The sequence below is a fragment of the Microcoleus sp. AT3-A2 genome (assembly GCF_036705685.1).
GTDB lineage: Bacteria > Cyanobacteriota > Cyanobacteriia > Cyanobacteriales > Microcoleaceae > Microcoleus.
In genome coordinates, this window is sequence record NZ_JAUBVF010000011.1 from 34,917 (window position 1) to 60,724 (window position 25,808).

Consider the following 25,808-nt stretch of genomic DNA (forward strand, 5'->3'; position numbering starts at 1 on the left):
TTCTTCTTTTCTCTTCCTTCGCGTCCTTAGCGTCTTCGCGGTTCAATCATATCAATATCAGTGATTCAGGAGTAATTAAAATCAACCAATCTCGATCGCATCTTCATACAATGTCTCGATCGCACAGCTAAAATTAACGCTAGCAAACTGAACTTCTTGTCCTTGAGTGTAAGGATAAAGCACCCACAAACCCTCTGCATTCCGGCGAAAACACTCTACACTAACTCTTTCTTGATTGATTAACACATACTCTTGCAAACTTTCAGAAGTGCGGTAATCAGCAAACTTTTCACCTCTGTCAAAAGCCGCTGTTGTCGGCGATAAAACTTCCACAATTAAGTGCGGGTAGATAATGAAATCTTCAGCAGTATTTCTGTCCCGTTCATCGCAAGTCACCGCTACATCGGGATAGTAATAACAACCTGCTGCCTCAATCCGAACTTTTATGTCTGCTACGTAAGGTATGCAGCCACTTCCCCGAAGATGATTTCTCAGCAAAATTGCTGCATTGAGACTAATGATGGCGTGAGCTTTGCTGGTCCCTGCCATTGCATAGATTTCACCTTGCCTGTACTCGTGTTTGATCGGACTGACTTTCTCGCCTGCTAAATAATCTTCGGGGGAGACGTAGGTGTCACTTTTACTTGCAACCATATAATTTGGAGGTTGGTGAGGATTACACAATTATAGCCGTAGCACGGGCGAGGGCGGGACGCCATCGCCCTTTTTCACCTTTCCCCAAAGTTTCAACGTCGGCGCGGGGCCGGAAGCCGGCGTTCGCCATTTTGCGGTTGCGGTTTTTCTTGCAGCTTCATCGTCAAACTAACCCGCTTTAACTTCTCATTCACCTCCAAAACCCGCACTTTCACAACTTGTCCGACTTTAACAATCTGGTTGGGGTCATCTACGAATCGATCGGCTAATTGAGAAACGTGAACCAAACCATCTTGGTGCACTCCCACATCAACAAAGGCTCCAAAGTTAGCTACATTCGTGATTATGCCTTCTAATTCCATCCCAACTTGCAAGTCGGAGATTTCTTTAATTCCTGCTTGGAAAGTGGCATATTTAAACTCGGCTCGCGGGTCTCTTCCCGGTTTTTCTAGTTCGGAAATAATGTCTCGGAGTGTTGGTTCTCCGACTTTTTCCGTGACATATTTCTTGATGTTTACAGTCTTGATTTTTTCCGATATTTGTGTTATTCCTGTCAGCGGCAAGTCTAAATCCTTGGCGATAGCCTGCACGACAGGATAACTTTCGGGATGAACTGCGGTATTGTCCAGGGGGTTTTCGCCGCCGCGAATGCGGAGAAATCCGGCTGCTTGTTCAAAAGCTTTTGGCCCGAGTTTGGGAACTTTCAGGAGTTGGCGGCGATTTTTAAATGCGCCGTTTTCGTTGCGGTAATTAACGATATTTTTGGCCACTGTTGCCGTCATTCCTGACACAAATGTCAGCAGTTCTTTCGAGGCTGTGTTTAAGTCAACTCCGACATAATTAACGCAGCTTTCGACTGTTTCGTCGAGTTTCTTTTTGAGCAGTTTTTGGTCAACATCGTGCTGGTATTGGCCGACTCCTATTGATTTCGGGTCGATTTTCACGAGTTCGGCGAGGGGGTCTTGCAAGCGCCGTCCGATGCTGACTGCGCCACGAACGGTGATGTCGAGGTCGGGAAATTCGGCGATCGCCACATCGCTGGCTGAATAAATCGATGCACCGGATTCATTCACCATGACTTTAATCGGTTTCCTGTCCATTTGGGCCAAAACTTCCGAAACAAATTCGTCTGTTTCGCGGGAAGCTGTACCGTTGCCGATCGCGATTAATTCAATCTTATATTTTTCAATTAAATGCTTGACAATTTTACCAGCTTGCTGTCGCTGAGCGACCGCTTGGTGGGGGAAAATGGCTTGATATTCTAAAAATTGCCCGGTTTCATCGAGGGCGGAAACTTTACACCCCGTGCGAAATCCCGGATCGATCGCCAGTGTCGGTTTCATTCCCGCCGGCGCCGACAGCAGCAACTCGCGGAGGTTGGTTTCAAAAGTGGCGATCGACTCGATATCAGCGACGGCTTTGTTGTGCGATCGCACTTCTGTAATTAACGAAGTCTTCATCAGTCGGTTGAAGGCATCCTTCAAAGTCGATCGATAAAACTCTTTAACTTCCGGTATCCTAGTTCTAATTTCCTGACCTTCCAAATAAGCCATCACTGCGGATTCATCAAAGGCCAGTTCCAAATCTAAGACTCCTTCCGTTTCCCCGCGAAACAGCGCTAACATATTGTGCGACTGAACGCTTCTCGCTGCAACTTGATAATTGCGGTACATTTCAAATTTAGTGCTTCCTTCCGGGAAATCCTCTTTAATTTTCGAGATAAAAACTCCTGTTTTCATCAAAAACTCTCGCAAATAAGCCCGCAATTCGGCTTTTTCCGAAACCGCTTCCGCCAAAATATCCGCAGCACCTTTGAGAGCTTCTTCTGCTGTTTTAACTCCCTTTTCTTCCGAAATGTATTTAGCTGCTTCCGCCTCAAAATCTGCTGGTTTAGCCGTCGGTAAGTTCAGACATTTGATAAAATTCGCCAGCGGTTCCAAACCTTTTTCCCTAGCAATTGTGGCTCGCGTCCGCCGCTTGGGTTTGTAAGGCAGATAAAGGTCTTCTAGTTCGTTTTTTTGCAAACACGATTCGATTTTAGCTTGCAGTTCTTCAGTGAGTTTACCCTGAGAGCTAATCGTCTCTAAAATCGACTTTTTGCGCTCTTCAATTTCCGTCAAATAGGTGAAGCGATCGGAGATATCCCGTAACTGAATTTCATTCAGCAAATCCGTGCGTTCTTTGCGGTAGCGGGCAATAAACGGAATTGTTGCTCCCTCTGCGAAAAGTTCCAGAGCATTATTGACTTGAGACAGATTAATGGAAAGTTCTTGAGCAATCAGTTGAGGAATGTCGATCATAGTGCAGAATTTCGGATCAGTCGATTTTAGATTTGAGAGGTGAGATTGACTTCACAAAAGAGAGGAAGAAAAGGTTGAAATCAACGTTTTACAGGGTGTTTGCGATCGTCTGGCAAGTATAAAAATGATGTTAGCATAAATGCAGTCATTTCTCAATATTATATGTTTCCTTTTAAATATCCTGTGCCGCAAACCGATCCGCCGCGATCGCCCAGAGAAACGCTGCCGACGATGTACGATTTACCCAGCGAAGACCCGGAGGAACCTGGTTTGCCTGACGAATTTCACGATTTGCAGCCGCAGTTGTTGAGCCTGACGTTTCGACCTCGGAATTATCCAGCTTCTGAGATATTTAGCGGCACCGACATGAACCTTTATTATGACGTGCATCACACTCTGTGGCACAAGCAGCCGGATTGGTTTGGAGTTGTGGGAGTTCCCCGACTTTACGATCGATCCGAACTGCGGATGAGTTATGTTACTTGGCAGGAAGGCGTGAATCCTTTTGTAATTGTAGAACTCCTTTCGCCGGGAACGGAAAAAGAAGATTTAGGCGAAAATACCGATGAGGAAAAGTTGCCACCTCAGTCGGGAAGCACTACGGATAACGGGCAAGTTTTAGAGGCAGAGACGAAGGAGGAACCGCCCCGAAAATGGGAGGTTTACGAGCAAATTTTGCGGGTTCCTATTTATGCCGTTTTCAGCCGCTATACTAACAAATTGCGAGTGTTTGAATTGAAGGGCGGACACTATCAAGAATTAGAATTGCCCGAGTCGCGAGTGTGGATTCCTGACCTAAGTTTGGGCTTGGGTTTGTGGCAAGGAGAGTTTCAGGGAATCGATCGATTGTGGTTGCGCTGGTATGATGTTGATGGCAATTGGATTCTGACTGAAGCGGAACAGCAACGGCAGCGGGCCGAGTCAGCGGAAGCTCAATTGCAATCTTTAATTCGGCGACTGCGGGAATCTGGCATAGATCCCGATCGATTTTTAAACGGTTAGAGAGGACTGAAGTCCTGACTAAAAACTGATTCGCAGTCAGGACTTTAGTTTTTTTACTTCACCATAAGACTGAAGGCCTCACTATACACAGGCTTTAACATTTGATCGCAACTTGATTGGTTGTGGCTTGTTTGTTTGTTGCTGGTAATCTTTGCGGTCAAGTCATCCGCGTAGGGAGATTGATGCAAATAAGCTTGACCGACAGAACCGAAAAGTTGCAGTTTGTCAGAAATGACCCATCGCATGGCATTGATAGCTTTTTCCATTATTTCCAACAAATCCGGCTCTGACAAAGAAATGCTACTTCTTAACACGTCCATATAAGCTTCGCGAACTTCGGTATTCACATTAAATTTCGATACTCCGAATTTAATACACTCATGAATCATTGATCCCGGCAAACCGCTAGCACCGTGCATCACTAACGGCACTGAAACAGCAGCCCTGATTTTTGCCAGACGCGGAAAATCTAGTTTTGGTTCGCTTAAATATTTGCCGTGAACGTTACCAATTGTTACGGCTAAAAAATCCACATTAGTTTCTTTGATAAACTCTACTGCTGCCGCTGGATCGGTCATTTTTGCAGCTTTCTCATCGATTGTCAAACCGTCTTCCCTGCCACTAATTCTGCCGATTTCTGCTTCAACTGCCGCACCGTTAGCATGGGCTAATTTAGTCATTTCTCGGCTAAATATTAAGTTTTGTTCGTATGGCAAAAAAGAACTGTCTGCCATAATGGATTTGATGCCGGCGGCTAAGCCGAGGTGAATTTCTTTTTCTGAGGTGCTGTGATCTAAGTGTACTGCGATCGGCATTAAAGATTTGTGGGCCGCTTTGATGCACAGCGCGACTAAAGGCGATTTTCCGTATTGGAGGGCACTGGGATGAATTTGCAGTATAGCAGGACTGTGCAGCGCTTCTGCCGCTTTGATGACGGCTGTTACTCCTTCGAGGTTATAGACGTTAAAAGCGCCGATCGCATAACCATTTCTCAAAGCCGTGTTCAGCAATTCGCTAGTTGACGCGAGCATATAGTACCTACTTTAAAAACTTTTCTGAATATTGATCATTCTATCCAAGTTTAAGGGCAAGCTCAGCTTAGTTTGTGTTTATTTTAATTGCGAATTCTTCCGCTAGCTTTTATTCTGAATGTCGATCATTATATCAAATTTCAAGGGCAAGCTCAGCTTAATTTGTGTTTATTTTAATTGCGAATTCTTCGGCTAGAATTTATGTGAAGTGCATTTATTCTTGGGTAAGGTGCGCCTAGCGCACCCTACTATTTTTTTGGTGAGCCTAGCGCACCTTACTCCTTGAGTGATTTACTATGTTTGTGCGTTACCAGCGTGCAAACCGCATTCTTTTACGGTCGCTTCTTCCCACCACCAGCGACCTTCGCGTTCGTGTTGGTTCGGCAAAATCGGCTTGGTACAAGGTTCGCAACCAATACTTACAAAACCGCGTTCGTGCAACTTGTTGTAAGGCACATCCAAAGCGCGAATGTATTCCCAAACCTCTGCCGAAGACCAGTTTGCTAAGGGATTGAATTTAATTAATTCATGATCAGGAGTTGAGAATGCAGTGTCAACTTCAATAACCGGAATACCGTTGCGGGTACTGGGACTTTGGTCTTTGCGCTGACCGGTAATCCAAGCATCGAGAGTATTCAATTTGCGGCGCAGCGGCTTGACTTTCCGCACGCCACAGCATTCTTTGTGACCGTCTTGATAAAAACTAAACAATCCCTTTTCTTCTACTAGGGCTTGTACTTCTGCTGCATCGGGAAACATTACTTCTAATTTAATGCCGTAATGTTTTCTGACTTGATCCAAAAACTGATAAGTTTCTGAGTGCAATCGTCCGGTGTCTAGGGTGAAAACGCGGAAATTCTTGGTGATTTTTGAGGCAAGATCGATCAGAACTACATCTTCAGCCCCGCTGAAAGAAATGGAGATATTGTCAAAATTTTCTAGGGCAAATTTGAGAATGTCTCGCGGTGTTTTTTGACTGTATTCTGCTTCTAGCGCGGCAATGTTGAGATTTCTTTGGATGGCAACCATATTTTCGGATTTTCGGTGTTCTTTTCCTCTAGCCCTTTATTATAGCCGATCGCCGTCTCTCTCTCAGCGGCTAATTTGACAATCAAGCAATTTCGTCCGGGGCCGCCGGATTCATCCGTGAAGAGAGAAAAAAACTCCGACTGCTCATCACCAGCCCCCGGATTTATCAGTGGGAGCGCTTCTTCAATTCTAAAGTCTAAAATCTAAAATCTAAAATCGATTGACCGCATCTTGCAGCAGTCTTTGCGGCTGAACCCACAATCAAGCTCAAGGATGGCGATCGCCTGCTGGTAGCAGTTTTGGTGAACCCAACACTCCTCTACTGGCTAAAATGGGACTGCCGCGCGATCCATTGAATTTGCGCCCCAATTATAAATCACACACAATAAAATCATTTAAATGTCATTGTTACAATCCTAAAATTTGACTTGTCTTATTAATTAAATAATAGCGCTTGCTAAGCGATATTGTGCTGTATTTGAACGGAAAAAAATTATTTTAATACCAGTATTGACACCGCTATAGATCCTTTTAAATCGCTGTAAATACCGCTAATTAAATATTTTAGATAACATCATTTAGGCACTGCACTAGATTAGCTTATTGGGAATAAAGCTAAAAAAATACGTAGAAAATCCGGCTTTGGTCCGGTCATCGATCTTTCTCCTGATATCTGTTGGTTTTAAAACAGCGAATTACCACGAATCAATTACTAATTGCCGATTAATTTATTCAGAGCAATTTAGTTAGTAAAGTAAATTTTTATCGCTTTTTGTCGCTGACCGCCAACCTTCAGCCATACGATCGGCTATATTGTATTTGGAAGTACATTAATTTGTCCGTAAAGCGGTCTAGTCCCATCGCCGCCGATCGCGCCAGCTTCTGAATAAACGTAGTCCGCTGTCAATAAGAGCAAGGAAGTGTGGAATTATGTCAAAAATTTTAGTAGTGGACGACGTTAAGAGCGAACTAGAAATCATCTGCCGAATTCTTCAAGATGCCGGATTGGATGTGATCCGGGCAGGCGACGGCGAAGAGGCGATCGCCATGATCCGCAGAACCCCTCCGGCTTTGGTCGTTTTAGATGTAGTGATGCCACGAATGAACGGGTTTGAAGTGATCAGAGAATTGCGGGGCGATCGCGCAACTGCAAAATTGCCCGTAGTATTTTGTACTCATAAAAACACCGAGATTGATAAAGCTTGGGGAACAGATTTAGGGGCCGATGCTTACGTCAGCAAACCCTTTGAACCTCAGCAACTCGTCCACATAGTGCAGCGCCTGCTTTCGGCGTAAACAAAATATAAAGTCATCGGCAGCTTCTCAAAAAACATTATACAGACAAACCCCTTTTTTTTTAAGAAACTGGGTTTTTGAAACCCCTAAAAGTTTTATGTTTAATGATAGCGACCTGCTTATTTGCTCAACCCGCGATTTATCTAACGGAAACATTTGAGGCACCAAAACTGATGCTGAAAGAATCGATCGGCGATCGGCTTTAGGGTCAAAGCAAAACTTTAATTTGTAAGCTACACTAGAAACTAAAAATAATCCATGAAAATAACGACTCTCCCCGCTGGGGGGAATCAGACAAGTGCAACAAAGCAATTTCTCCTGTTCGGTCAAGGAGGGAGTCTGTTCGGCATAGAGTTAGATGCAGTGCGGGAAGTCCTTTCCCTCAATGAACAACCGATTTCCCTGGTTCCCAACACCCAGCCATTTTTGCTGGGATTAACCAACTTGCGGGGCGAAATCTTAGCAGCAGCAGACTTCGGACTGTTTGTCGGTATTGAGTCGGTTGACACCTACCACTCAAACAGCCGCATCTTAGTGGTAGAAGCGCCCGATCCGCGAGACGTGAGATTGTTGTCGAGAATCAGCCTGGGATTAGCCGTCTCCCGCGTCGAAGGAGTTTTACCTCTCAATCCCGATCGCATTGTCTCAGCACTAGATGTGAGTCCCGACCTAGCTCCATTCTTAAAAGGTCTGTACAATTCCGAAGGACGCTTGCTAATGATTGTCGATGTAGAAGCGATCGCCCATTCCGAACGCTGGTAAAAATCAACAATACAGATAAGTCTGCAACGGCTTTGCATCAATAATTTTAACTAACGATCGCCCGCATCCGATTTGCCCATCCTTAATTTTATGATCAAAATTCTCTATACCTGGATCGCAACGACATTCACTCTGACGTTGCCTGACTTCTCCCAATCGGTGGTAGCTGGAGCTGCTAATTGCATCATTTGTGTGTGTTACTTTGCCATCGCCTGGATAATCAGCTTAGGTTTGTGGCGAAACCGTCAATTCGGGTTCGACATCTTCGCCACAGCCACAGCAGCCATATTTTGGAGCTGCGCTTTCGGCCACAGCGGCCACGCCGCCCAATACCTAGGGCTGCCGCACTCTCCGGTGGCACAAACTGTCTTCGATTGGATAACTGTAATGGCGGCGCTCGTTTTTTTGAGTTTGTCCAACCGCTACGGATTCTTAGTAGGTTCCAAGCAAATCCTGAGTTCTAAAAAAGAAACAGAACAAGCACTGAGCGAAACTAACCAGCGATTTCACGCCATCTTCGACCAAGCTTTTCAAGTGTTCGCATTATTGGAGCCAGACGGTACTCTGATCGAAGCAAATCAGACAGCGCTAGAATTGGGCGATTTGCAACCATCAGAAGTCTTGGGGCTGAAATTTTGGCTGACACCTTCGTGGGCATCATCTCCAACCAACCAGCAGCGCCTAAAAACAAACATAAAACAAGTCTCCGCCGGCAAGTTTGTCCGGGAAGAATACGAAATCACCGGCCCCAACAACCATGTGACAGTAATGGACGTGTCGTTTAAGCCGCTGTTAAATGAAACAGGAGAAGTATTTCAAATCCTCGCCGAAGGCCGCGACATTACCCAGCGCAAACAGGCAGAAGCCACATTGCAGCAGCTAACCGCAGAACTAGAGCAGCGAGTGAATGAAAGAACCGAGCAGATCCTGCAAACTAACGTACAATTGGAACAGGAAATTCGCGATCGCACCGCAGCCCAAGAGCAATTAAAAGCCTCAGAACAATTCTTAAACAACATCCTCAACAGCATCCCCGACCCGATTTATGTCAAAGACCAACAGCACCGCTGGATAATATTAAACGATGCCTTTTGTCAATACATAAATCACAGCAGAGAAGAACTAATTGGCAAATCATACGACCTGTTCTTGTCCAAACAGGAAGCACAGACATATCGAGAAAAAGACGAATTAGTTTTCTTGACAAATACCAGCACCGAAATCCAAAAAACCATCACAGACCGAGCAGGAAAGACGCGCTTTCTCTCCGCCAAAAAATGTACCTTTGTAGATGCCGACCGCAGGAAATTTCTCGTTTGCGCGATTAGAGATATCACCAATCGCGTGGAAATGGAAGAACAACTGCGGCAGACACTGGCAGAAGTAGAAAGTTCCCAAAACTTGCTGCGAACAGTCATTGATGCTACGCCAGACTGCATCTTCGTCAAAGATCGAAACTTGCGCTACACCCTAGTCAATGCAGGTTTCGCCGCCGCCTTCGGCAAAACTCAAGCAGAAATTATCGGCAAAGACGACACAGAAATAGGCATATCGGTCGATCGAATCTTCGCCAACTTCCACGCCGAAACCGATTCCGAGAACCAAATCCAAAACTTCCGGGGCGGCAACCACCTCGCGCCGGCCTCCAACGACTTAGCCACCTTAGCCGACGGCCAAGTACACACCTTTGACACCCAGAAATTGGCCCTCAAAGATGCAGAAGGCAACATTTTAGGAATGGTCGGCTTCGCGCGCGACATCACAGATCGTCGCAAATCTGAACAAGAACTATTGCGGTTCAAAGCAATTTTAGAAACCACAACAGACTGGGTAGGCATAGCCGACACCCAACAGCGCACCATTTATCTCAACCGTGCCGCCAGAGAAATGCTGAAAGTTGCCGAAAACGCAGATGTAGCCGGAGTCAACATTTCCGACCTGACATCGCCCAAAAGTATTGACACTATTATGAATGTCGGCATCCCCGCAGCTTGCCGGGACGGGGCGTGGAGCGGTGAGACAATTTGGCAAACTTTAGACGGCAAAGAAATACCAGTTTCTCAAGTAATTATTGCTCACAAATCCGAAAAGGGAGAAATTGAATTTCTCTCAACCATCGCCCGCAACATTACAGAACGCAAGCGCGTAGAACAAACCTTGCAGCAGAACTTGCAAATGCTCGATCTTGCCAGCGATGGCTTGATCGTTCGGGATATTGACGGCACGATTAATTTTTGGAATCAGGGAGCCGAACGGATGTACGGCTGGACAAAAAAAGCAGCTTTGGGGAAAGTCACCCATACTATATTGCACACCATTTTTCCCCAGCCTTTAGCCGCTATTTTGGCACAGTTAGAAGAGCAGGATTATTGGGAAGGTGAATTAATTCACACCACCAATTATGACACAAAAATTACCGTATTCAGTCGCTGGAATTTGCAGCGAGACGAACAGGGAAAACCCAAAGCAATTTTAGAAACGAACAACGACATCACGGAGCGCAAGCAAGCCGAAATCGAAAAGCAAAGATTGATTTCGATCGTAGAAAGCAGCTCGGATTTTATCGGCACTGCCACCCTGGAGGGAGAGGCAACATACCTGAATCCCGCTGGAATGAACCTAGTAGGATTGCCAAATATTGAAGAAGTCAAAAGCAAAAGTGTTTATGAGTTCTTCTGTGCAGAAGATGTTAAGTTTTTCCAACAAGAAATCCTGCCCCCTACTGTGCGAGACGGTTTTTGGCAGGGTGAATTCCGCTTGAGGAACTTTCAAACCGGCGAAAACATTCCGGTTGACTTCACCATATTTACCGTCAAACACCCAGAAACCGGCGAGCCTATCGGGTTGGCAACAGTTACTCGCGACATCAGCGATCGCAAGCGTGCAGAAGAGATGCTGCGCGAGCGCGAAAGACTATTCCGAGCCATTTTTGACCAATCGTTCCAATTAGTGGGGCTGCTAAAACCAGACGGAACCGTTTTGGAAGCCAACCAAACAGCCCTCGACATCGCCGGACTGGAGCGCGAAGACTTCGTAGGCACGCAGTTTGCAGATAATTTGTGGTGGCAAATTTCCCCAGAAGCCAAGCAAAAAGTGCAAGCAGCGCTCATAAAAGCTGCCGCCGGCGAGGTAGTCCGCTACGAAGCCGACGTGCTCGTTGCTGGGGGTGCTGTGATAACTGTGGACTTCTCCCTCAAGCCGATCGTAGACGACAGCGGCAAAGTCGTGCTGCTGATTCCAGAAGCTCGCGACATCAGCGATCGCAAAGCCCTAGAACGAGAATTAGTTTTGCGTCAAACCCGCTTTGACGCATTTTTCACAGCCGCCCCGGCCTCAATGTTTATTTTTGACGAGCAGTTGCGCTTCGTCCAAGTTAACGAGAAATTAGCGGAAACCCTCGGCGCCTCAGTTGCCGAATACCTCGGCAAGACGGTGAGGGAAGTTGTACCCGAAAGGCTCGATACCCTACAGCCGATGTTGGAGCAGATTCTCGCCACCAACCAACCGTTTTTAAACATTGAGGTGTCGGGCACAACCGTCAACCAACCAGGTGTCATGCGAGATTGGCTGGCTTCATACTTTCCTTTGCCCGGATCTGACGGCAAACCCATCGGTGTCGGCGGTGTGGCGATCGAAATTACTGATCGCAAAAAAGCAGAAGAAGAGCGCGATCGATTTTTTACCCTTTCCCTAGACTTGGTTTGTATTTTAGATTTTGAAGGCACATTCAAGCGCCTCAATCCCGCTTGGGAAACCACCCTCGGCTACACCCTAGAAGAAGTGCAAGACCAATCTTTTCTCAATTTCCTCCATCCAGACGATCGCGAAGAAAGCATAGCCGCAGCAAAAAGAATAACCGAGGGCATCGAAATAAAGTTTTTTGAAAATCGCTACCGTTGCAAAGACGGTTCCTACAGATGGCTGTCGTGGAAAGTGCGACCTGAAACCGAACAACAGCTTATGTATGCAGTTGCTCGCGACGTTACCGAAAGCAAACAGGCGATGGTGCAACTGGAAAAAACAACAGCCCAATTAGCCAGTTCCGAAGGCCAATTGCGGCAGCAAAGCAATCTCTTGCAACTGCTAATAAATAGCATTGGCGACGGCATAATTGCTGCGGACGAAAATAACAATTTTGTGTTGTTCAACCCCGCCGCCCAAGATATCTTTGGCACGGGTTCGACAGATACTCTTCCCGACGAATGGTCGGCAAGATACGGTTTATTCTTGCCCGATACCGTAACTCCCTATCCCCCAGCGGACATACCTTTAGCGCGGGCGGTTCGAGGAGAAGCCTCTGACGAAGTAGAGCTTTTCACCCGCCACAGAGGGAAGCCAGAGGGCCTGTGGGTGAAAATTAACGGCCGGCCGCTCAAAGACGAAACGGGGGCGCTTAAAGGCGGCGTAGTCGTTTGCCGCAACGTCACCGAACAAAGAGCATCTCAGCAGCAAATGCAGCAGTTAGCCGAGGCACAGGAACGCTTGCTGCAAGAACTCAAAACTCGGCAGAATGCCCTAGACGAATCGGCGATCGTCAGCGAAACTGATGTCCAAGGCATGATTACCTACGTCAACGACAGATTCATTGAAATCTCCGGTTACAGCATGGGAGAACTCCTGCACCGCAACCACCGCCTTATCAATTCCGGCTACCATCCCAAATCATTTTTTGAAGAAATGTGGGTGACACTTTCTCGCGGTTTGGTGTGGAAAGGGAAAATCAAAAACCGACGCAAAGATGGCTCGTTTTACTGGGTAGATTCCACGATCTCCCCCATCTTTGATACCAGCGGCACAATAGTCAAATATATCGCCATTCGCTTTGACATCACCGAGCGCAAAGAAGCAGAAGAACGACTGGAAAAATTGGCAGCCGAACGTAAAGCTGAAGCTGATTCTCTGACGCAGCAAGTCCTCAAATTGTTGGGAGAAATTAAAGGGGCGGCTCAAGGCGACTTGACAGTCAGGGCGGAAGTGACTAACGACGTTTTAGGTGCTGTCGCCGACTCTTTCAACTTCTTAATCGGTTCTCTGCGGAAAGTGGTAACTGGAATTCAAACTTTAGCCGAACAGGTAACATCTGCCACGGGCGAGTCAATTAACAATACCAGTCAACTCACTCAACAGGCGGAAATTCAAGCAGCAAAAATATCTGCCATCATGCGCGAAATCGAGCGGATTGTGAATTCGATCCGCGACGTGCGAGATGTTTCGGTGCGCGCCGAAACAGTGGCTCAGCAGTCTTCTCAAACGGCTGAAGTCGGCGGTATGGCGGTCGATCGAGCTGTCGAAGGTATTAACGGGCTCCGGTTGACGATCGCCTCTACCTCAAAAATGATGAAGCGTTTGGGCGAATCTTCGCAGCAAATTGGCAAAATTGTGACTTCGATTTCTCAACTTGCTTCGCAAACTAATTTATTAGCTCTGAATGCTACTATTGAGGCGGCGCGAGCCGGCGAACAAGGTTTAGGCTTTGCAGTTGTTGCCGAAGAAGTGCGGAAATTAGCAGAAAGATCCGCCGGCGCTACTGAGGAAATCTCGGAAATTGTCGGTACAATTCAAGAAGAAATCAGCCGCGTGATGAAGGCAATGGAATCGGGGACGCTGGAGGTAGTGGAAGGCACTAAGCTGGCAAGCGAAGCTAAAACTCACCTCAATGCCATCATCGAAGTTAGTCGAGAAATGAATGCTTTGGTGCAGAATATTACTATCGCATCTGCCAAGCAAACTGTTTCGGCTGAGGGAATTGCTAACAGTATGCAGCAAGTCAACGAGATTGCTAATACGACTGCCCAAAAAGGTGCGGATGTCAAAGCATCTTTGGACGAGTTGTCTGGTTCTCTGGGCCAATTGCAAAAGTCGGTGGCGAATTTCCGCAGTTAGTTCCGTTGACTGTTAACAGTTGACAGTTGACAGTTATACGAATCACTAATAACTATCGTTGTTGCCGGGGCGAGTTGACGAATATCCTGAATGCGAATTTATAGATAATCGTGAACCCACCCTGACAACAATTACAGTTAAATAACGGGGTACATATATAAAAAAACTGCCCACAGACAACTGTTAACTGCCAACAGTCAACAGTCAACAGACAACAGACAACAAACTAATATGAATGATGACGATTTAAACGAATTAATAGATGCTTTTACCGCAGAATGCGAAGAGTTTCTCCAGTCAATGGAGACGAATCTGCTGGCGATGGAAGCTGCGGGTTTGAAAGAGCGACAAGCTGCAGTTAAAGAAATGTTTCGGGCGGCGCACTCGATTAAAGGTGCAGGTTCGATGTTGGGCTTTCAAAACGTATCGGCGGCGGCTCACACGCTGGAGGATTGTTTTGTCATTTTGCGCGATCGCACAGACTTGTCGGCCCTGGAACCGACTACTGTGAGTGTTTTGCTGCAAGGGGTGGATGCTCTCAAAAAGATTGCGCTCGAATCAATTCAACACTCCGATATCACAACTCCGGATCAAACGGAAAACTTGGAGGCGATCGCCCAAATTTTCGATCAGTTCCAGGCTAAGTACGGCAAGTCAGAACAGCCACCAGTCCCCGCAGTCAGCCAATCGCCCGCCCCCGACACCCTGAAACTGATTTTTGAACAGCAAGTGCCGGCACTCTTCAATCGCCTAGAAACCGAGCTTTCCCAAGCTTCCGAGGCAGATTTGGCAAAAAGCGTCACCGCCCTCAACCAGGTTTACTACCAACTCTCCGGTTTGGCTGGAATGCTGCAATTGCCGGATTTTGGGAAAGTCGCCGCAGCCCTCAGCGCTTTGATCGACTCTCCCGACTTGACTCTACAACGCTTGCAATCCGAGGGTTGGGCGATCGCCCAAAACTTGCAAACCGCACGCCAACAAATATTGGAAGGAAGGGCGATCGACATCCCCGAAACCTCCCCCTCCCCGACTCCCCCCGACTCCCCCCGACTTCCCGACTCCCCGACTCCCCCGGAAAACTTCCCATCCCCGACTCCCCCCGACTCCCCCCGACTCCTCGACTCCCCGACTCCCCCGGAAATCTCCCCCTCCCCCTCCCCGACTGTCCCCCCCTCCCCGACTCTCCCAGTCGCCAACCCGCAAAGGCCGACAATCCGGGTAGACTTAGAACGCTTAACTGAATTGGTGAATCTAGTCGGGGAATTAGTCATCAACCGTACAAATTTAGAACTTCAAGAATCCGAACTGCGCGGCGAAGTCAAGCGCATCCGCCGCAATATCGTAGATTTAAGCCAATTCGGCGGTCAGTTGCGAGAAGAATACGACAGACTGAGCTTTGCAGAGTGGAGAGGGGGAAACGGGAGCTCTGGATTGGGAAAAGTTGCAGCAGTAGAAACAGAATTCCCCATGATTGCTAACGGCAAATCCTCTCCGGTTCATGCTCACTTCGATATCTTAGAGATGGATCGTTATACAGAGTTCCACTCGACAGCCGCAGAAGTCATCGAAACTGCCCAAGCAATTTCTCACTCCGCCACCAAATTAGACACCTTAGCCATAAAATTCGAGCGCAGTACCGACCAACTGCGCCGCATTACCGAACAACTACGCAGCCGCGTCATGCAGTTGCGAGTCGTGAGTTTCAGTCGCGCCGTCGATCACTTGCCCAGAGCGCTGCGGGAGATGTGCCTCACATATGATAAAGATGTCAACCTGCTGCTAGTGGGAAGAGATACCAAAATTGACGAAAGTTTGCTCGATGCTTTGCGCGACCCCTTAATACACTTAGTGAGAAACGCTTTCGACCACGGCATCGAAATGCCCGAAGTTCGGCAAGCAAGCGGCAAGCCGGCCAGCGGTCAAATAGAAATAGAAGCCCGCCACCAAGGCGGCCAAACTATTATTACTGTCGCCGATGACGGCAAAGGCATTGACCCGGAAATCATTCGCCGTAAAGTTGTCACAAAGGGTTTGGCGACGGAGGAACAAGCTCAAGAATTTTCCATTGCCGAACTCTACGATTTTCTGTTTTGGCCGGGTTTCAGCACTACAGAAGGCGTCAGCGACCTTTCGGGGCGCGGAGTCGGGCTCGACGTGGTGCGAACAAATTTGCGGACTGTGCGGGGGACTGTGAAGGTAGACTCTCGCCTGGGAAAAGGTACCAGTTTTATCATTAAACTGCCACTGCTGCTGTCGATTACTGATGCTTTGATGGTGAAGACCGATCACAATAAAATAGCGGTGCCGCTGGATGCAGTCGAGGAAATTCTGCACATTAAAGCCTCGGAAGTTCACCTTGCTGGCAATCAGCCGATGCTGTGGTGGCGGGAGGAATTTATTCGTTTGGTGAGAATGCAAGATTTGCTAGAATACAGCGTCCTCCCGCCGGATGCCCCCTCTCCTGACCCTTTGACCCAAGACGAAATTCCTGTCCTGGTTTTGGCTTCTACTGAAGGAATGCTGGCGGTGGCCGTGGAACGGCTGATCGGTCAGCAGGAAATTGTGGTTAAACCTTTGCCACCGCCTCTATCCAAGCCTCGTGGCGTTTTGGGGACTACGATTTTGGGGGACGGGCGCGTGGTGAATATTCTGGATGTGGACGATTTGGTGGGTCAACCTGTGGTAAATAGTTCGATCGCCGCTGTCTCCGGTAAACTGCAGGAGATACCGCCGAGTGCGAGTAAGTCACCGCAGATTTTGGTAGTGGATGATTCCTATACAATTCGCCAGTTGCTGTCTCTGACGCTGACTCGTGCTCGCTACCGGGTGGTACAGGCGAAAGACGGCGTGGATGCCCTGGAAAAGTTGCAAAATGGTCTTGATTGCAGTTTGGCGATCGTGGATATTGAAATGCCCCGGATGGATGGATTTGAATTGTTGCGATCGATCAGATCGACTGAGCGGTTTGCTAAGATTCCTGTAGCTATGCTGACATCCCGTAGCGGGGCAAAACATCGGCAAATGGCAATGGAATTAGGCGCAAATCAATATTTCACGAAACCTTACAGCGAAGCCCAACTTTTACAAGCTATCCCCAAATTAATCCACCAATCAATAATTTAATCGACAATCTCAAATTTTTCATCAAATAATCCCTAATCTCCAACAAAACTTAGGCTAAAAATAATTCCACCCGCGAATTAGAGTGGGAAGCTACGCAGCAGAATCACTACTAAAATCCAATAGTTTTCAATTTTCAATCAAATAATCTTCAATATTCAATCAAATAATTCTTCAATCTAAAATCTAAAATCTAAAATCTAAAATCGAATGACTCACGCCAATTACAATCGCCGCTTTCGGAGCAAGAAACAAGCCACTGTTAGAATTGCCCCTAAAAAATTTGTTTCTTTTGAACTTGGAAATATTTACTATGCTGTTCCTATAGAACGAGTGGAGCGCATTGTTAAAAACTTTAATGCCTACGGCACTTTACCTAACGGTAATAGTTTACTGCGGCATCAAGAAGAACTGATTACCATAATTAATTTATCCAAAATATTTCCCAGCAGTCCGAGCATGGCTGACTGCAAATACCTGATTATTTGTACCTTAAATAAAAGCGATCGGTTGGGGATTCCCCTTCCTGATATGCCAAAAATTTTGGAAATTACCGAAGAAAGCTTCTGCGAGATTCCCGAATTGTACCGTCAACAGCAACTGCCTCCGGTAATAGAAAAGTTAATTCGCGCACCTGATGGTTCCGAAGTTTTTTATCTGAATTTTGATTTATTTAGCGAAATGTAGGGTGTTCACTTTTCGAGGTATTATACCATATAAATGGTATTTTTGCAAACAAAAAGTTATTGATTTATGAAAAAACTCACAATAATGTCGATCGCCCTACTAATTTTTGCAGCAACTCTCGATTTGCCGAAGGTGGGGCTGCAACTAAGTGCGATCGGGCAAATAGAAACACCCCAACCAATCCCAACACCCCAACCAATCCCAACACCCCAAACAATCCCAACACCCCAACCAATCCCAACACCCCAACCACAAACACCCCAACAAATTCAAACACCCCAACAAATCCAAACACCTCCAATCCAAACACCCCAACCAAAACCAGCCGACCCCAAAAACCTCGGCTACGTCTCCCCAGAATTTGCCGAAAATTTCTCCCAGCAACAAATCGACCAAATCAACGCCAACGTCGAAACGCTGCTGCTAACTCAAAGCTGCTCCCGCTGCGACCTCCGAGCCGTAAAATTAGTTAACATTAACTTAAAAAATCCCATCCTTACAGGAGCAGATTTATCAGATGCCAACCTCAGCGGTAGTCGCTTCGAGATCTCAGATTTTGTCAACACCAATTTAGCTCGCACAAACTTAAGCGGAGCCGAATTAGTAGGAGCGAGAATCAGCAACGCTAACCTCAGAAAAGCTAACTTGACAAAGACAAATCTAGACGGTGCAGACCTGCGATTTTCCGACTTGAGAGATGCCAATCTTTCCGATGCCAACCTCCGCAATGCTAATATAGATGGCGCTAGTATCGATCGAGCAAGTATGGCCGGCACCACAATGCCAGACGGCAGAAAAAATCAATAATATAGTCTCGTTTCCGGCGCGATTGAAATCGCTTCTTGTCCAACAAAGTGGGGATGGTGCCCGAACGGAATGCCTTTTTCCCAGGCTCTGCCTCCTTGTTCCCAGGCAGAGCCTGGGAATAAATATCTAGAGGCTCTGCCTCGTTTCCTCGTTTCCTCGTTTCCTCGTTTCCAGCTTCCCTCTTCCGTCTTCCTTCTTCCCTCTTCCCTCTTCCTTCCATCCGTTACATCCGTTACATCCGTTACAGAATCCGTTGCCGAACTTCCTTCTGAATCAAACCGCCAAAAACCTCTGAATCACCTCATCACTTAACTCGCTAGTGCTTCCAGAAGCCACAATCCCGCCTTTTTGCATAGCATAATACCAGTCAGCCTGCCGCACAAAATGCAAATGTTGCTCCACCAACAAAACAGAAATTCCCCTAGTCGCAACCACACGGCGCACCGCAGCTTCTATGTCTAAAATAATAGACGGTTGAATCCCTTCCGTAGGTTCATCCAAAACCAGCAACTGCGGCTCACCCATCAAAGCCCTAGCAATAGCTAACTGCTGCTGCTGTCCCCCGCTCAAATCACCTCCCAGGCGATCGAGCATAGTTTTCAAAACAGGAAATAAATCAAAAATTTCATCAGGAACTTCAGGATTTTTGATTTTGGTTGGTTTCGCTTCCAAACCTAACAATAAATTTTCTTTAACCGTCAAACGTGGAATAATTTCACGCCCTTGAGGCACATAACCAATGCCTAATCTAGCCCGCTGGTGAGTCAACTTAGAAGCAATAGATTCTCCGCCAAAAGCAATAGTGCCACTGCGCGGTTGCAGCAACCCCATAATTGTTTTTAGCATAGTAGTTTTGCCCACACCATTGCGGCCGATTAAGCAAACCATTTGGCCCGCCATGACGCTTAAATCGACATCGCGCAAAATGTGACTTTCGCCGTAATAAACATTCAAATTAGAGACTTGTAGCATAATTATTTACTGTTGACTGTTGACTGTTGACTGTTGACTGTTGACTGTTGACTGTTGACTGTTGACTGTTGACTGTTGACTGTTGACTAATAACTATTCTTCAGGTTTTCCCAAATATACCTCAATTACTCGATCGTCATTTTGCACCTCATCCATAGTCCCCTCGCACAAAACCGCACCCTGATGCAACACCGTCACCTGCCGCGCAATTTGCCGCACAAACTCCATATCGTGTTCAATTACCAACACCGAATGACTTTCCGCCAACGAAATCAGCAACTCTCCAGTTAACACCGTTTCCTCATCCGTCAAACCCGCCACAGGTTCATCTACCAACAACAAATCAGGAGATTGAGCCACCAACATTCCAATTTCCAACCATTGCTTTTCCCCGTGAGAAAGCAAACCAGCCGAAATATCAGCCTTAGCAACTAAACCAATTGTTTCTAACAAACCGGCCACCGTGCGTTTTTCAGCAGCAGAAGCAGGCTTGAACAAAGTCGAAAAAACATTTTTATGGCGGCTGCAAGACAATTCCAAATTTTCGCGTGGCGTTAAATTCAAGTAAACTCGCGGCGTCTGAAACTTGCGGCCAATTCCCAAGCGCGAAATCCTATCTTCCGACAACTTGCGTAAATTTTGTCCCTTAAATAACACCCTGCCCTCTGTCGGCTGCACCTTCCCGGTAATCGAATCGAGAAAAGTTGTTTTCCCCGCACCGTTGGGCCCAATGATAACTCGCAGTTCGCCCGCATCCATGCTGAAATTTAAACCGTTGATGGCTTTAAAACCATCAAAACTAACAGTCAAGTTTTCTATTTCTAATACTTTTCCATTCATAATTAGTAATTAACTCACTAATGGACAACAACCGATACACTTTGTACGTGCGTAGCGCAAATATCCTTCCTTATTAAGCAGAGTTTATCTCCTTCCGTGGCACCCTAGTTTCTACTTTTGGCTGGCAGTTTACTCTCAAGTAAAACTACTAGGACTGTTCGGGATGGCAGTAGGGCTGGCAGCCATAATTCGCTCAGCTAACTTCGAGAGTGGCAGACTTTGCAAATACACTTTTCCAGGCCCGGTTAGCTTGACTAAAAACAAGCCTTCGCCGCCAAATAGAGCATTTTTAAACCCGCCAACAAACTGAATATCGTAATCTACAGTCGGCGCAAAAGCTACCAAACAACCAGTGTCCGCTCGCAACACTTCGCCAACTCCCAAATTTTTCTCAACTATTGTTCCTCCCGCATGAACAAAAGCTAGCCCGTCACCCTGCAATTTTTGCAGAATAAAACCTTCTCCGCCAAAGAAACCGGCACCTAGTCGCTTGGTGAAAGCTACCTCAATTTCAATGCCATTTGCCGCACAGAGAAATGAGTCCTTTTGACACAAAAATTTACCGCCAAGTTGGCCTAAATCGAGGGGAATTACTTTACCCGGATAGGGGGCGGCAAAAGCGACGCGGGCCTTACGATTTCCGGCGTTGACAAAGGTGGTAATGAAAAAACCCGCTCCTGTCAGCATTCGTTTGAAACCTTGAAATAAGCCGCCGCCTGTGGATGTTTGCATTTGGATGTCGCCTTCCATGTATGTCATGGTTCCAGCTTCCGCCCTGACGCCTTCTTTGGGGTCGAGTTCAATCTCGATGAGTTGCAAATCGTCGCCGTAGATTTTGTAGTCAATAATATCTGCCATATGTTGACCCTCAAGTTCAAGAACAAAGCTGTTTGCTAGGGATATCTAAGTAGGTGGACATATATATTGCGTCTCCTCAGAGAGAAACGCAGCTTTTCCCAAGTTTATTGGGATTGTTTTGTTTGTCTCTTGCCAGTGAAATTATTTTATTTCCACCTACTTATAAATTACACGATATTTTTGCAATCAATGTTCAAGTTCTTCTTTTTCGAGCTGCACTTGCGGGTCTTGTTCCAGGCTGGGGTAAGTAGATGCGTACTTCGGTCTTCTGAACAAGCTGCGGATTTGGTCGAAACCTTGATGTTGCAGCCATCCGACTAAGCCGTCGGGCAGCACTGTGACTACTATTAGGAATAGCGCGCCTTGGAAAAATAGCCACACTTCGGGAAACTGTTCGCTCAAGAAACTCTTGCCAAAGTTGACTAGCAGTGTTCCCAATATTGCTCCCGATAATGTGGCGCGACCTCCCACTGCGACCCAGATTACCATTTCAATTGAAAAGGCAATATCCATTGCTTTTGGCGAAATGATTCCGGTTTGTACGGTAAATAATGCGCCTGCAATCCCGGCTAAACCGGCGGAAATTGCAAAGACTAAAACTTTGTAGCCTGTGGGATTGTAACCTGAGAAACGTAGGCGCACTTCGTCGTCGCGAATTGCTACTAGCAGGCGGCCGAAACGCCCGCTCGTCAGCCATCGACACAGGGCGTAAGTTGCTGCTAGAAAGAGTATGGTGAGAATATAGAAAATATATTGAGTATCTCGGTCATTAACTGTGGCTCCGAACAAGGTCTTAAAGTCGGTGAGTCCGTTGGTTCCGTTAATCAGTTTTTGCTGACCGTTAAAGAAGTTGAAAAATACAATGGTTGCTGCTTGGGTGAGAATTGAAAAGTAAACGCCTCGAATTCGATTGCGGAATACTAAATAACCTAAAAGTGCACCCAAGATGGCGGGGATGAGAACTATTGCTAATGCTGAGAAGGGAAATGAATAAAATGGTTGCCAAAACCAGGGGAGTTCGGTAACGCCGTAGAGGTTCATAAATTCTGGCAATTGACTGCTGGCGGTTGGGGGAATTTGCAATTTTAGGTGCATGGCGAAAGCGTAGCCGCCGATCGCAAAAAACACCCCATGCCCTAAACTAAGTAAACCCGTGTATCCCCAAATCAAGTCTATGCCGAGGGCGGCAATTGCTAGTGCTAAAAATCGCCCCAATTGATTGAGCCGGACGTCGGGGAGTATTCCTGGGACGAGTAATATGAATGTGAGGGCGATCGCGCTGACAATTGCCGCTTCTTTTACCCAGGGTTTTTGATGTTTTTTCTGCATTTTTCGCTACACTCGCAGTTGTAATTTTTAATTTTCTACCGTCCGCCCTTTTTGCGGGAAAATCCCTCCCGGCTTCACTTGCAGAAAAGCCATAATTAAGGCGAATACCATTACTTTTGCCATGCTGGTTGTGGCGAAAAATGTGAAGAAGTCGGCTAAAGGCTTGATAGGAGCGAACATTAATGCTAAGGTTCCAGAACCGATCAGGTAATTTGCAGTGCCGATCGCGATCGCAGCAACTACACTCCCCACAATCTTGCCGACACCGCCCACAACCACCACCATAAAGGTATCGACTATATAATTTTGTCCAGTATTTGACCCTACCGAACCGATCAAACTAATCGCGCACCCAGCCACACCAGCCAACCCCGAACCCAAAGCAAAAGTCAGCGCGTCTACTTGTTCGGTAGGAATTCCCAAACACGCACTCATGCTGCGATTTTGCGTCACGGATCTAATCCGCAATCCCCACACAGACTTTTGCAAAAATAGGTAAATTCCCGCCAAACAAATTGCTGTCAGCACAATAATAAAAATTCGGGCGTAGGGCAACTGAAAATTGCCCAGCGGTATGCCACCCCGCAACCATTTCGGTGCAGTTACATCCACATTTTGAGCACCAAACCAAGGTTGAGTTACTGCCAGTTTGTAAGTTTGCCCTAAAAAAGCGCTCACCGCCCAGGAAATACCCAAAGATAAAGGCAAAATTATGGCGATAACTTTGCTGCGAATGCGATCGAAATCCAGGCGAGATTTCAGCAACCGCAAACCGCCAAAAAACAGCAAACAAAACACCGCAATCCCAATTACCAGAACCCAACTAACGCTGCGGACAAACTGCTGCAAAATTAAACTTACACCCCAAGTTGCCAGCAGAGTTTCTAGCGGCCGCCCGTAAAGATAGCGAATCACTCCGCGTTCGAGAATCAATCCTACCAATGCAGCTACTAAAAAAGCTAGGGGAATCGCAAATAAAATATAGGTTTCAAAGGCAAATCCTCCCATACCTTTGAAGACATTTTGCACCACGAAAGTTGTATAAGCCCCCAGCATCATCAACTCGCCATGAGCCATATTAATCACGCCCATCAGCCCGAAAATAATTGCTAATCCCAGGGCTGCAATTAGTAAAACTGCGCCGATGCTAATGCCGTTAAATAAACCATCTAATATCGCCAATTTTGTTCCTCCTGCATCAAGTCGGTTAAGTTTGTTCGCGGATAATTAGGGGCTGGTTTTACCCCATTAGTGCCAACTTAGAACTAAAACTCTCTGTATATCTCGCTTGTAGCCGAGTCTCGATCCCCCTAAATTCCCCTTAATAAGGGGAGTAGGGGTTGACTTTGAAGAGTCCAGTTCCCCCTGATTAAGGGAGTAGGGATTGACGAAAGAATGCTCTTACTCCCCCCTTATTAAGGGGGGCTGGGGGGGATCTCCGGGTTTAAAAACACGCCATTGGGGGGGATAAAAGATACGTTGCCAACCTGAACAAAATTGGCATTACCTACTTATCAAGCTTTGAATTTGCCACCTTTTGCGGGGTCTGACCAATCGCAAGCAAAGCCTTGTGTTTCAGCGACAAATTGATTCCAAGGCACCGGCTTCACTGCTTCTGGTGTAGCATAAGCGATGTTAAACAAACCGTCTTCTCTCACTTCGCCCAAGCGCACAAATTTAGAGATGTGGTGGTTGTTTTCCATCGTAACTTTGCCCTCCGGCGCGTCAAAGGTTTGACCCAAAGCGGCAGCCCGTACTTTTTCCAAATCGTCGGCTGTCCCTGCTTTTTCGACAGCTTGCTTCCACAGGTAAACCATGATGTAAGCTGCTTCCATCGGGTCATTGGTCACTCTATCTTTGCCGTATTTTGCCTTGAAAGCTTCCACAAATTTTGTATTGGCCGGAGATTCTACAGTCATGAAGTAATTCCAGGCGGCGTAATGGCCTTTAAGATATTCTACGCCGATCGCCTTTACTTCTTCTTCCGCAATACTGACCGACATTGACGGATATTTGTCCGGGCCCAAACCTGCACCCTGCAACTGTTTGAAAAATGCTACGTTGCTGTCGCCGTTGAGGGAATTGAAAATGACGCCGCCGTCTGGTAAAGCAGCCTTAATTTTACTAATGATTGGCGTGACTTCTGTCCCGCCCAAAGGAATGTAATCTTCCCCAACTAATTCGCCGCCTTTGGCTGCTAGCTGTGCCTTGATAATGGTATTTGCCGTGCGGGGGAAAACGTAGTCCGACCCGACTAAGAAGAATTTCTTGCCTTTATTTTCTAGCAGCCAGTCAACTGCTGGTTCGATTTGCTGGTTCGGCGCCGCCCCAGTATAAAAGATATTCTTGGAACACTCTTGACCCTCGTATTGTACGGGATACCAGAGCATATGATTTTTTTCTTCAAATACCGGTAATACTGCTTTGCGGCTGGCGGAAGTCCAGCATCCGAAGACGGTGACCACTCTATCTTGGTCGATCAATTTTTTGGCTTTTTCGGCAAAAGTCGGCCAGTCTGAGTTGCCATCTTCTATGACTGCTTCGATTTGTTTTCCGAGGACACCACCAGCTTTATTAATTTCTTCGATCGCTAATTGTTCGGCATCAACAACGCTTTTTTCGCTGATTGACATCGTGCCGCTCAAGGAATGCAAAATTCCTACTTTGATTGTGTTTCCGCCCCCGGCTGCGGCTGGTGTAGTTCCTGTTGATGTGGGAGAAGCGGCGGGAGTTCCTGTTGGAGTGGGAGTTCTACAAGCTTTTAGAAATAAACTTGATGTGAGGGTAGCAGAACCGTATAAAAGAAATTTCCGTCTATCGAATCGCTTTGTCATTTTTTCTTGTTACTCTTGAATAGATGAGTCAGATGATTGAGAATAATAACACATAGCGACTTGATATTAAGACTCGCTTCAGAATACTGTTGTATTTTTAGATACAAAAATTATGATATGTTGACAAAATGAAGCTTTTCTGGGGATTGATGGCTACTGCTGCAAAAACTGGGCGGATACCATTTTAGATTTAAGATTGACTGATGACATAAGGCTTTGGAGTTTACCTACCGTTGCATTCTATTCTGAAACCTGGTTTAGACACCAAAATACGTCTTTTCAGTAATTAGTGTGTAATTAGAAACCGGGTTTCTTTACATAAATTATCTTATTGATGCTACCAGTTAGGCAGCAACCGGGTCGATCGCACAAAATAGAAAGCGGGTTTCTCGCTCTCCACAGGT

Annotated in this window: 17 protein-coding genes; 7 read left to right on the top strand and 10 right to left on the bottom strand. The window is 46.6% G+C overall.

All coding sequences use genetic code 11. From position 1 onward, the window contains the following. Nucleotides 1-81 precede the first annotated feature (81 nt). Both QUB37_RS09270 and QUB37_RS09275 read right to left on the bottom strand, forming a co-directional pair. Nucleotides 82-654 (bottom strand): Uma2 family endonuclease, encoded by a 573-nt coding sequence (locus QUB37_RS09270; RefSeq protein ID WP_333161198.1) that lies wholly within the window; start codon nt 652-654, stop codon nt 82-84. A gap of 92 nt (nt 655-746) precedes the next feature. After that, the gene (locus QUB37_RS09275) at nt 747-2,954 is read right to left on the bottom strand and encodes a Tex family protein (protein WP_333161200.1); all 2,208 of its coding nucleotides are present in this window, start codon (nt 2,952-2,954) and stop codon (nt 747-749) included. A 162-nt stretch (nt 2,955-3,116) separates the two neighbouring features. On the opposite strand from QUB37_RS09275, the gene QUB37_RS09280 reads away from it, so the two are divergent. Beyond that, on the top strand, nt 3,117-3,956 hold the full coding sequence (locus tag QUB37_RS09280) for a Uma2 family endonuclease (RefSeq protein ID WP_333161202.1): 840 nt from the start codon (nt 3,117-3,119) through the stop codon (nt 3,954-3,956). 53 nt (nt 3,957-4,009) lie between these two features. Here QUB37_RS09280 and QUB37_RS09285 read toward each other — a convergent pair whose 3' ends face one another. Then, nucleotides 4,010-4,987, bottom strand: coding sequence for a class II fructose-bisphosphate aldolase (locus tag QUB37_RS09285; RefSeq protein WP_333161203.1), 978 nt, complete (start codon nt 4,985-4,987; stop codon nt 4,010-4,012). 294 nt (nt 4,988-5,281) lie between these two features. Further along, entirely contained in the window at nt 5,282-6,016 is a 735-nt protein-coding gene (locus QUB37_RS09290; protein WP_333158602.1) for a phosphoadenylyl-sulfate reductase, read from the bottom strand. 930 nt (nt 6,017-6,946) lie between these two features. Here QUB37_RS09290 and QUB37_RS09295 point away from each other — a divergent pair. From QUB37_RS09295 to QUB37_RS09320, 6 genes are all read left to right on the top strand, one after another. Next, entirely contained in the window at nt 6,947-7,312 is a 366-nt protein-coding gene (locus QUB37_RS09295) for a response regulator (protein WP_333161204.1), read from the top strand. Between the two features lie 258 nt (nt 7,313-7,570). After that, nucleotides 7,571-8,074, top strand: a complete 504-nt coding sequence (locus QUB37_RS09300) for a chemotaxis protein CheW (protein WP_333161205.1) — start codon at nt 7,571-7,573, stop codon at nt 8,072-8,074. 90 nt (nt 8,075-8,164) lie between these two features. After that, nucleotides 8,165-13,957: a PAS domain S-box protein gene (locus QUB37_RS09305; RefSeq protein WP_333161206.1), complete on the top strand. Its 5,793-nt coding sequence runs from the start codon at nt 8,165-8,167 to the stop codon at nt 13,955-13,957. 231 nt (nt 13,958-14,188) lie between these two features. Beyond that, nucleotides 14,189-17,080, top strand: coding sequence for a hybrid sensor histidine kinase/response regulator (locus QUB37_RS09310; protein ID WP_333161207.1), 2,892 nt, complete (start codon nt 14,189-14,191; stop codon nt 17,078-17,080). A 207-nt stretch (nt 17,081-17,287) separates the two neighbouring features. After that, the gene (locus QUB37_RS09315) at nt 17,288-17,764 is read left to right on the top strand and encodes a chemotaxis protein CheW (protein ID WP_333161208.1); all 477 of its coding nucleotides are present in this window, start codon (nt 17,288-17,290) and stop codon (nt 17,762-17,764) included. A gap of 66 nt (nt 17,765-17,830) precedes the next feature. Then, nucleotides 17,831-18,571: a pentapeptide repeat-containing protein gene (locus QUB37_RS09320; protein ID WP_333161209.1), complete on the top strand. Its 741-nt coding sequence runs from the start codon at nt 17,831-17,833 to the stop codon at nt 18,569-18,571. A 273-nt stretch (nt 18,572-18,844) separates the two neighbouring features. Here QUB37_RS09320 and urtE read toward each other — a convergent pair whose 3' ends face one another. From urtE to urtA, 6 genes are all read right to left on the bottom strand, one after another. Further along, entirely contained in the window at nt 18,845-19,543 is a 699-nt protein-coding gene (gene urtE / locus QUB37_RS09325) for an urea ABC transporter ATP-binding subunit UrtE (RefSeq protein ID WP_015175091.1), read from the bottom strand. Nucleotides 19,544-19,636: 93 nt separating this feature from the next. Then, the gene (gene urtD, locus QUB37_RS09330; protein ID WP_333161210.1) at nt 19,637-20,383 is read right to left on the bottom strand and encodes an urea ABC transporter ATP-binding protein UrtD; all 747 of its coding nucleotides are present in this window, start codon (nt 20,381-20,383) and stop codon (nt 19,637-19,639) included. 135 nt (nt 20,384-20,518) lie between these two features. Next, on the bottom strand, nt 20,519-21,241 hold the full coding sequence (locus QUB37_RS09335) for a TIGR00266 family protein (RefSeq protein ID WP_333161211.1): 723 nt from the start codon (nt 21,239-21,241) through the stop codon (nt 20,519-20,521). 186 nt (nt 21,242-21,427) lie between these two features. Continuing rightward, nucleotides 21,428-22,570: an urea ABC transporter permease subunit UrtC gene (urtC, locus tag QUB37_RS09340; RefSeq protein WP_333161212.1), complete on the bottom strand. Its 1,143-nt coding sequence runs from the start codon at nt 22,568-22,570 to the stop codon at nt 21,428-21,430. Between the two features lie 27 nt (nt 22,571-22,597). After that, on the bottom strand, nt 22,598-23,752 hold the full coding sequence (locus QUB37_RS09345; protein WP_333161213.1) for an ABC transporter permease subunit: 1,155 nt from the start codon (nt 23,750-23,752) through the stop codon (nt 22,598-22,600). 332 nt (nt 23,753-24,084) lie between these two features. Next, nucleotides 24,085-25,404 (bottom strand): urea ABC transporter substrate-binding protein, encoded by a 1,320-nt coding sequence (gene urtA / locus QUB37_RS09350; protein WP_333161214.1) that lies wholly within the window; start codon nt 25,402-25,404, stop codon nt 24,085-24,087. Nucleotides 25,405-25,808 lie beyond the last annotated feature (404 nt).